The sequence below is a fragment of the Brachyspira sp. G79 genome (genome assembly GCF_002379365.1).
Lineage (GTDB): Bacteria > Spirochaetota > Brachyspiria > Brachyspirales > Brachyspiraceae > Brachyspira.
This window is the reverse complement of sequence record NZ_JQIU01000009.1, coordinates 263,206-266,212: the sequence shown is the minus strand read 5'-3', so window position 1 is coordinate 266,212 and position 3,007 is coordinate 263,206. Positions and strand designations below refer to the sequence as shown.

The following is a 3,007-nucleotide window of genomic DNA, read 5'->3' as shown; positions in this document are numbered from 1 at the left end:
AAAAAAGTGCATACATATAATGCATACACTTTTTTATTGTAACTTTTATATTTCTTATAGATTTTCTATTTCTTGTATACTTAATCCTGTTATTTTACTTATAATATTAACATCTATATTTTCTTCTTTCATATTTTTTAGCCGTTAATATTTGATTTTCTTTAATACCTTCTTTAATACCTTCTTCTTTAGCCTTCTTTATATCTAACTCCATACTCTTATTAAAGAAATATGTATCTACTTCTCGTTTTTTATATTTATCCATTACTGGACTATCATTAACAAAAGTGAGGCATTTTTTTTCTACCTCTTCAAATATAGTATTTTCTTTCATTAAAATAGACATGTCTTCCCCCTTAAAAAATTTTATCCAAGAAATGAATTCTTTATGTATATTATCTAAACTTTCTATTGCAGAAATATCTTTTAAATTGAATTTAGGAAGTTCAAGGAAATGCAATTGACAATGATCTGTTAGAATTTTATTATTGTTTAATTCTTTTAAAACATAACAGCTATGCACTTTATCTTCATCTGTAAGTATAAAGTTTGTAATATTAATACTTACAGTAGGTTTTAATCCATCATAAAAAGAACCTCTATTTAAACTAGAACTATAATTATAAGCCCAATAGTATAAAGCTCTTTTTATAAAATCTTCATTTCCTCTTGATTGTATCTCTATTAAAACAGTGATACCTGTTTCTGTAGTAGCTTTTATATCGACTATTGATTCTTTTTCATCATAGTTTTCTGATATATTAAAAGGATTAAGTATTTCTATTTTATTAAAAGTTTCAAAGTTTAAATCTTTAAATACGGCATTAATGAAATTTAAAGCTATATTTTCATTGCCATCATGCGAAAATAAATAGCGTACAAAATAATCATTAATTCTATTTAAATTATTTATTGTAATAGGTTCATTTAATATTTGCTTTAACTTATTAAAATCTTTCATAATATTATTATACAAAAAATAATTATAAAAGTAAAGTTTATTAAAATTATTATATATAATAAAAAGTGCATACATATATAATGCATACACTTTTTTATTATTTATTAATAACTAAGATAACTTTCTAAATCTCTTGGATTAGTCATGTGATGAAGCGCTGAGCTATCATCTCTAGCTGAAGCAATATCAATGGCTGTTTTTCCTTCTTTGTTCTTAATATTATAATCAGCACCCATATTTACAAGAACTCCAACAATACCATAATTATAACTTGCAGCTGCAATCATTAATGGAGTATTTCCTTCTTTATTCTTTTTATTTATATCAGCACCATTTTTTATCATATAATAACAAAGATCCGCTCCGCCGCCGTACTTCTTGGCATTTACTAAATATGTTAAAGGAGTATCGCCTGTTGCTGAACATATAGCATTTAAATCAGGCTTCAAATCAATAATATTTTTAGCTAAACCAATATTATAATAATCTATTGCTTTCATTAAAGGAGTATATCCGTATCCATCTTCTAAATTTATATCAGCACCTTTTTCTACTAAAAATTTTACCATTTCTTTATCATTTCTAGCAGCAGCTAAATTAAGAGGTGTAATATTATCATATTGTTTATTTAAATCAGTATCATCTTTTATAAGTTTTTCTAATGCTTTCATATCGCCTTTAGATACAGCATTCATTAATTCATCATATCCGTCTATATTGTTAGAATCTTCGCTCGATAATAATTTTTCCATTTCATAATATTTTTGCTTCTTTGCTAATTCTATAGCTTGTTCTATAGTTGTATTAGTATTAAGATTAAAAACATCATTATCTATTAATAATTTAGCTATATCATAATTACCATAATCAATAGCTGAACCTATATAATCATCGCTTGAGTTTAAATTTACTCCTTCATCAATTAAAAGTTTAGCTATTTCTATATTGCCATTTTGAGCTGCTACTTTCATAGGAGAGTTAATCCAAAATCCATCTGCAAATATTTGAGCGTTTACATCTTGTCCTATAGATATTAAATATTTAACCATTTCTATATTATTTTCTTCTATGGCATCAGGAATTAAGCTTGATTCTAAATCAATATCCCCGCTTTCTACAAGTATTTTAAGCATATCAAGATTATTATTGTTTATTGCTGCATCTGTTAAATAATAAGGATATTCATAACCATAACCTCTGCCTGCATCAAGTCCTTCATCAATTAAGATTTTACTCATTTCAACATTATTATTTTCAACAGCATAATAAAGCATATCAAGACCGTCTTCTGTTTCCATATCATTTGCCCTAGCATTAACATCAGCACCTTCTTTTATTAGCTCTTTTGCCAAATCATTGTATCCGAATTGTACTGCCAAAAACAAAGGAGTAGAATCTTTATATATGTATTTATCACCAAAATTTGTCATTTCAGTAATTTTTCCTTCTAGTCCTTCCTCTGCTAATAATTTTGATATTTCGTATATTGGTGCTTTATATTTATATTCATTAAGTATTTCATCTATTTTACTATATCCTGTAGGTATAGGATCTAACTCTGTGCCTTGAATATATTCATTAGTATATTTAGTTTTATTAATATCAATATCTATATTATTATTTGTAGTTGTTGGATTGATATATACTTGTTCATTTGTTTGAGTTTGATTAGTTTGGGTATTTTGTTTTGATTGATTTGTTTCTTTGTTTCTACCACCGCAGGAAATTATAGCAGTAATTAAAATAATGCTTGCAATTATAGAAATAAAATTTTTCATAGTAAACCATCCGTATGTATTTTTATTTTCGCATTATAAATTAAAATAAGTAAAATTTCAATTACAAAATACTTTGGGGTTTAATATCTATATTTTATTAAAAGTTTCAAAGTTTAAATCTCTAAATACAGCATTAATGAAATTTAAAACTATATGTTGACAATATAAAAAACAAATAGCATATAAAATAATCATTAATTCTATTTAAATTTTTAATAGTCTCCAATTTAGATTTTCTTTAATTTCCATAAATATTTCATAGTTTTAT

General features: G+C 24.9%; 1 protein-coding gene and 1 pseudogene. Both read right to left on the bottom strand.

Annotated features, from left to right (window positions below; genetic code table 11):
• Window positions 1-54 precede the first annotated feature (54 nt).
• Window positions 55-961 (bottom strand): annotated as a pseudogene (locus KQ44_RS14140) (Rpn family recombination-promoting nuclease/putative transposase).
• A gap of 104 nt (window positions 962-1,065) precedes the next feature.
• Window positions 1,066-2,739 (bottom strand): ankyrin repeat domain-containing protein, encoded by a 1,674-nt coding sequence (locus tag KQ44_RS14135; protein WP_096737987.1) that lies wholly within the window; start codon window positions 2,737-2,739, stop codon window positions 1,066-1,068.
• Window positions 2,740-3,007 lie beyond the last annotated feature (268 nt).

Bases quoted from the DNA above. Each gene is read 5' to 3' on its own strand.
- KQ44_RS14135 (WP_096737987.1), bottom strand. From the start codon at position 2,739: ATGAAAAATTTTATTTCTATAATTGCAAGCATTATTTTAATTACTGCT.